Source organism: Elizabethkingia argenteiflava (assembly GCF_009904105.1).
Taxonomy (GTDB): domain Bacteria; phylum Bacteroidota; class Bacteroidia; order Flavobacteriales; family Weeksellaceae; genus Elizabethkingia; species Elizabethkingia argenteiflava.
On sequence record NZ_JAAABJ010000304.1, the window covers coordinates 1 to 343 of the forward strand.

Sequence of the window (343 nt, forward strand, 5' to 3'; positions counted from 1 at the left end):
ATGGGAGGTGAAAAGCTAGGCTATCAGGGTAGAAAAAAGGCAAAAACCACCAACAGCATTTTTCTGTGTGATAACCAGGGACAAATGTTGGCAATGGGAAGTCCAAAAAGTGGCCATCATCACGATTGATACCAAATAGAAGGTAGTTTGAAAGAAATTCTGTCACTTCTAAGCGAAGTAGAAATAGATCATAAAGAATTGTTTATCAATGCTGATGCAGGATTTGACAGTGAGAATTTAAGACACATGTTAGAAAAAGAAAAAATAATCGCCAATATTAAAACCCATCTCAGGAATAATAAAACAGCCAAGAATTATTATTATTTTGATGAAGAATTATATA

The 343-nt window shown here is 33.8% G+C and carries 1 pseudogene; it reads left to right on the forward strand.

The annotated features are described in order from the left end of the window. Positions 1-147: 147 nt before the first annotated feature. Positions 148-343 (forward strand): annotated as a pseudogene (locus GNY06_RS03245) (IS5/IS1182 family transposase); the annotation flags it as partial.